Source organism: Rathayibacter sp. AY1C1 (assembly GCF_002932105.1).
GTDB lineage: Bacteria > Actinomycetota > Actinomycetes > Actinomycetales > Microbacteriaceae > Rathayibacter.
In genome coordinates this window covers 1-5,824 of the sequence record NZ_PSWH01000064.1, presented here as the reverse complement: position 1 = coordinate 5,824, position 5,824 = coordinate 1, and the positions used below count along the sequence as shown (strand labels likewise).

Sequence of the window (5,824 nt, the reverse complement as noted above, 5' to 3'; positions counted from 1 at the left end):
ACCCCGCCCCCCGTCCGACCCTTCACAGCAGGAGACCACCCATGCGCAGACGATTCATCCCCCTCGCCGCCGTCCTGGCGTCGACCGCCGCCCTCACCGGCTGCAGCGGCTTCGGCGGAGGAGGCGACGGTTCGGCCGACGCCGACTCGATCACCTTCACCACCTGGGCCAGCGAGTCCGAGCAGGCGGCCTTCGAGTCGCTGATCACCGACTTCGAGGCCGAGCACGAGGGGGCGAGCGTCGAGCTCAACGTCGTCCCCTACGACCAGATGTTCAGCAACATCGACGCGCAGCTGTCGTCGGGCGAGGCCCCCGACGTGTTCCGCGTCGACTACGGCAACCTCGGCGTCTACTCCAGCCAGGAGCAGCTGCTCGACCTGACCGACCGGATCGACGACTTCGACTCCTTCACGCCCGCGTTCCAGGAGGCCGTCTCGTTCGAGGGGAAGCCCTACGGCGTCCCGCACCAGACCGACGTGTCGGCGCTGCTGGTGAACACGCAGCTGCTCGCGGCGGCCGGTATCACCGACGTGCCGACCACCGCCGACGAGGCGTGGACCTGGGAGGAGTTCGCCGACGCCTCCGCGAAGCTGCGCGCGAGCCTGCCCGCCGAGCAGTACCCGTTCGTCTACAACTGGCAGCTCGGCGGCACGCCCCGCTGGCTGAGCTGGCTGTTCGAGGCCGACGGCACGCTGCTGGAGGAGGACGGCACCACTCCGGCGATCGACTCGGCCGCGGGCGCGAAGGCCCTGGACTTCACGAAGAGCTTCTTCGACAACGACTGGGTCCCGCCGACCAGCTCGGTGAAGTCCGCCACCTACGCCGACTCCTTCTTCACGGAGCAGACCGCGGCGATGGCGTTCGCCGGGTCCTTCCTCGTGCCGGACATCGACGACCTCGCCGACTTCGAGTGGACCGCCACGCCGATGCCCGTCGACGAGCGCGGCGCGACCGACCTCGGCGGCAACGCCCTCGTCGCCACGGCCGACACCGACAACCCGGAGCTCGCGACCGAGTTCCTCTCGTTCATGACGCAGGCCGACACCATGGCCGAGTTCTGCGCGGCGACGAACGAGCTGCCCACCCGGTCCGACATCGACCCCGCGTCGATCGACTTCGCGGTGCGCCCGGACGTGATGCCCGTGTTCGTCGAGCAGGCCGCGACGATCACCCCGCGGGACGTGCAGCAGCTCACCTCGCCGTTCCTCGCGAAGATCTCCGTCGCGATGCAGGACCAGCTCGAGGAGGCGTTCGTCGGCGGACGCAGCACCGAGGAGACCCTCTCCGGCCTCGACGCGGCCATCCAGCAGGCGACCAGCTGATGACCGCCACCACCCTCCGCGGCCGGGCGGGCTCCTCCGCCCGGCCGCGGTCGGCCCGCAGGCGCGAGGCCCTCGCCGGCTTCGGCTTCGTCGGCCCGAACCTGCTCCTGATGGCGCTGTTCCTGTTCGTGCCGATCCTCTGGGCGATCCAGCTCTCGTTCCAGGAGTCGCGCGGCTTCGGCACGCCCGAGTGGGTCGGCTTCGCGAACTACCTGCGGATGGGCGCCGATCCGGTGTTCTGGCAGAGCCTGGGCAACACGCTCCTCTTCACCGCGGTCACCGTGCCGCTCGAGCTCGCCGGCGGCCTCGGCCTGGCCGTGCTGCTCAACTCCGTCCTGCCCGCGCGCGGGATCTTCCGCACGGTGATCGTGCTGCCCCTGGTGATCTCGGGCGTCGCCTCCGGGATGATCGCGGTCACGATCTTCAGCGAGTCCTCGGGCATCGTGAACAAGGTGCTGAGCTCGCTGGGCGCCTCGCCGGTCGCGTGGCAGTCGGACGGCTCCGCGGCGATGATCTCGGTGATGCTGACCGCGGTGTGGCTGCGGATCGGCTTCAACATGGTGATCTACCTGGCGGGCCTGCAGAGCGTCTCGCCCGAGCTCTACGAGGCCGCGCGGATCGACGGAGCGACGCGCTGGCAGCAGTTCCGCGCACTGACGGTGCCGCTGGTCGGCCCGTCCACCTTCTTCCTGCTGATCATGAACGTGATCGCCTCGTTCCAGGTCTTCGACATCGTCTTCGTGATGACGGGCGGCGGCCCCGGCTTCTCCACGTCGGTGCTCGGCACCTACGCGTACCGCAACGGCTTCCAGGTCCGAGAGCAGGGCTACGGCGCCGCGCTCGGCGTCGTCATCCTGCTGGTCTCCCTCGCCTTCACCTACCTGCAGTGGCGCACGAGCCGCACGCGCGACCTCGTCGACTAGGAGCCCTCATGTCGTCCTCCACCGTCACCACGCCCGCCGCGGTCGCCGCGGCCACCGCCCGCGAGACCCCGCGCCGGCGTCCCTCTCGCCGCGACGGCTCCCGCTCCGGACTCGTCGTCCGCCTCGTCGTCGCGATCGTCGCCTCGGCGGTCGTGTTCTTCCCGCTGTACTGGATGCTCGTCATCGCCTTCTCGCCGCGCGGCGAGGTGTTCGCGCCCGGCCCGCCCCGCTTCTGGCCGAGCGAGATCTCGTTCGAGAACTTCGCGACGGTGTTCGCGCGCTTCCCCGTGGGCGAGTGGTTCGTCAACTCGGTCGTGATCGGGGCGTTCGTCACGGTGTTCACCGTCGTGGTGAACCTTCTGGCCGGCTGGGGCTTCGCGCGGCTGCGCTTCCCGGGGCGGAACCTGCTGTTCCTGCTCGCACTGGCCACGATGATGATCCCGGTGCAGGCGATCATGGTCGCGCAGTTCAAGCTCGTGACCGGACTGCAGATCTACGGCACCTACTGGTCGGTGATCCTGCCCGGAGCGGCGGCGGCCTTCGGGATCTTCCTCGCCCGGCAGTTCTTCCTCTCCATCCCGGAGGAGCTGATCGAGGCGGCGCGGATCGACGGCGCCGGCCACCTGCGGGTGTTCCTGCAGATCGTGCTGCCGCTCTCGAAGCCGCTGATCGCCGTCCTGATCCTGCTGACTCTGCTCGGCAGCTGGAACGACTTCGCCTGGCCGCTGATCGCCCTGAAGGACAACGAGCTGTTCACGCTGCCGATCGGCCTGCTCTACCTCAAGGGCCAGTCGACGCCTGACTACAGCGCGAGCATGGCGCTGGCGATGGTGTCGGTGCTGCCGATGGTGCTGCTGTTCCTGTGCTTCCAGCGCTACTTCGTGCAGGGGTTCGCGCGCAGCGGCATCCGGTGAGGTCGGGCGGCGGCACGGGCGGGGGCACGGGCGGAGGCAAGGGCGGCGTGGAGCGGTCGCCGCGGCGGGACGCTCCTGACCGGACGGGGCAGGAGAGGACGTGGACGGAGAGGACAGAGCAGGGCCGGAGAGGACGGGGCAGGAGAGTGCCGACGGACGCTGCGGGCGGCGGGCGGGGGGCGGCGGGCGGCGGAGAACGTGAACCACGTGGAGGTCGTCCGGTCGTGATCTCCCGAGTTCGACGGCTCTCCTGCGCGGCGGGGGCGTCCGCCAGCCGGAGCGGGGCGGGAGCGGACCGGGACGGAGCGGACCGGGACGGAGCGGACCGGGGACAGGGGCGGACCGGGGACGCGGGCGGACCGGGACGCGGGCGGACCGGGACGCGGGCGGACCGGGACGCGGGCGGACCGGGACGCGGTGGCCGGCGCCCCGAAGCGCCGAAGCACGACGGGACACGGGGTTCGAGGCTCGGAGCTCCGGGACACGGGGCTCGGAGCTCGGAGCTCGGGGCTCGGAGCTCGAGGCTCGACGAAGCGCCAACGTGCCGACGGACCTCGCGGCGCCGGAGGTGAGAGAGCGCGAGGGCGCCTGGGCGTGTCCAGGCACGGCGATTCACCGCCTCGCGGCCGACGGAGTGTCGAATCGCCCGGCATGTCGGGCTGCGGATCAGAACGGCGGAGGCGCGTCCACGAACCGCGGCCGCGTCGGCGACAGCACCGATGGCGACGGTCGAGGTGACGACGGTCGCGATGACCTCAGCTGCGATGACGAGGATCGTGGTGACAGCGGGTGCGGCTGCTGCTCCGGCTGCGGCTCCGGCTCCGGTTCTTGCGCCGACTGCGGCGTCGGTCGTCGCGTGGGCGGCAGCGGAGCCCCGGGCAGCGCCCGCGGTCGGTCGGTGATCCGTCGGCCGGTGGGGGTCGTCCAGACGACGGTGCCGTCCGGATGGAGGGTGTAGGTCCAGCGGTCGCCGTGGCGGACGTGGTGGTGCGCGACGCAGAGCGAGGCCAGGTTGCCGAGGGCGGTCTCGCCTCCGTTCCGCCACTCGAGGGTGTGGTCGGCCTCCGCCGTCGAGGCCGCGCGGGTGCAGCCGGGGAACCGGCAGGTCCGGTCGCGCAGCTGCAGCTGGAGGCGCATCCGAGGGGGCGGGACGCGGAGGGTCCTGCCGACCGACGTCACCACTCCCGTGTCCGGATCGGTCAGCACCCGCGTGAAGGCGGCCGCCGTGCGCACGAGCTCCCGGGCGATGTCGGCGGGGACGAGACCGTAGCCGTCGAGTTCGGCCGGCGCGTCGTCGAGGCCGACCGCGGTGCTGGCGGCGAGGGTGAGGCGCACGTCGGCGCGGACTCCGGAGACCGAGGCGTGGATTCCGGAGCCCGAGGCACGGACGGCGCTCGCTCCTTCTCCCGAGGATCCGTCTGCGGAGATGTCGCCGTCGATGAGCAGATCGACGAGCGCGTCGGCCCGCAGCTGCGCGAGCGTCCGGCCGTCGCCGAGGGAGATGTCAGCGTCTCCACCGGCGCCGCCACCCGTCTCCGCGCCGAGCCCGGCACCAGCACCAGCACCAGCACCAGCGTCCGTCCGCGCGCCGACTGCCACCGGAGCATCGCCACGGGCACCAGCACCGCTCTGTGCAGTCGCAGTCGCAGTCGCACTCGCACTCGCACTCCCACTCGCACTCGCACTTGCACTTGCACTTGCACCTGCACCTGCACCTGCACCTGCACCCGCACCTGCACCGAACCCGATCCCCGCCGCGTCCGCCCCGTCGCGGAGCGAGCGGGCGATGCGGTCGAGACGGTTGTAGGCGCCGACCGCGACCGGGGCCGGCAGCAGGGCGCAGAGCGTGGCCATGCCGTCGGCCTCGGCTCCGAGCCACACGCTGCGGTCCTCTCGGGCGCGGGCGTGGCGTTCGGTGAACGGCTGCTCGTGCAGCTCGTCGCGCAACCGCGCCACGGTCCGGCGGAGCTGGGTGGGCGTCTGCGTGAGCGCCGCGGCGGCCGCCCGCTCGTCGAAGGGCGCGCGCGACGAAGCGGGGAGGGTCGCGGCGGCGGCGCAGACGACCTCGCCGGCCTCCCAGAGGATCCGGGCCTCGGCCAGGAGGGCACGGGTCGCCGGGAGGTCCTCGATGAGGAGCCGAGCATGCTCGAGACGTCGAGACGCCGCGCGCTCCGACATCCCGAGCGCCGTCGCGAACTCGGCTCGGATCGAGCGCTCCACGAGGTCTCCCGCCTCGCTCCGGGAGAGACGACTCCCCCGCGCGAACGACTCCGGCACGAGCAGCGCTGCCCGGTACGCCGTGTGCAGGGCGACGGCCCCCGCGAGCAGCACCGGCGCCGAGGAGCGGGCGAGCCCCGCCGCGAGACCGGCGAGCGCGCGCACCGCGTCGAGCGTCTGCGCCGTCTCGCCCGCCTGCACCGCCTCGACCGCCTGCACCGCGTCACCCGAATTTGTCATACCTGTATTGAATCAGCGACCACCGACATCGGGCCGGGGCCCGTGACCAGGATCGGGACAACGGAGCCGGTACCCCGCCTGTGGAGGGACGGACCGCCGGCGAGCGCGGGCTCGCACACCGCTGTCCGCGCGATTCCTGAGCCGAGCCACCAGCCCGCGCTCGCCGGCGGTCCGTCCCTCCACAGGCGGGGTACCGGCTCCGTTGTCC

4 protein-coding genes are annotated in these 5,824 nt (G+C 72.1%); 3 read left to right on the top strand and 1 reads right to left on the bottom strand.

Features of this window, described 5'->3' with window-relative positions; all coding sequences use genetic code 11:
- Positions 1-41 precede the first annotated feature (41 nt).
- From C5C71_RS17015 to C5C71_RS17005, 3 genes are read left to right on the top strand one after another with little or no spacing between them, the layout of a single operon-like run.
- On the top strand, positions 42-1,322 hold the full coding sequence (locus C5C71_RS17015; RefSeq protein WP_258068765.1) for a sugar ABC transporter substrate-binding protein: 1,281 nt from the start codon (positions 42-44) through the stop codon (positions 1,320-1,322).
- Entirely contained in the window at positions 1,322-2,245 is a 924-nt protein-coding gene (locus C5C71_RS17010; RefSeq protein WP_104239656.1) for a carbohydrate ABC transporter permease, read from the top strand. Before C5C71_RS17015 ends, C5C71_RS17010 begins: the two co-directional genes overlap by 1 nt.
- An 8-nt stretch (positions 2,246-2,253) precedes the next feature.
- A complete protein-coding gene (locus C5C71_RS17005) occupies positions 2,254-3,159 on the top strand; it encodes a carbohydrate ABC transporter permease (protein ID WP_104338167.1) in 906 nt (301 codons plus the stop codon).
- 666 nt (positions 3,160-3,825) lie between these two features.
- On the opposite strand, the gene C5C71_RS17000 is transcribed toward C5C71_RS17005, so the two are convergent.
- The gene (locus C5C71_RS17000) at positions 3,826-5,616 is read right to left on the bottom strand and encodes an HNH endonuclease signature motif containing protein (RefSeq protein ID WP_104338166.1); all 1,791 of its coding nucleotides are present in this window, start codon (positions 5,614-5,616) and stop codon (positions 3,826-3,828) included.
- Positions 5,617-5,824 lie beyond the last annotated feature (208 nt).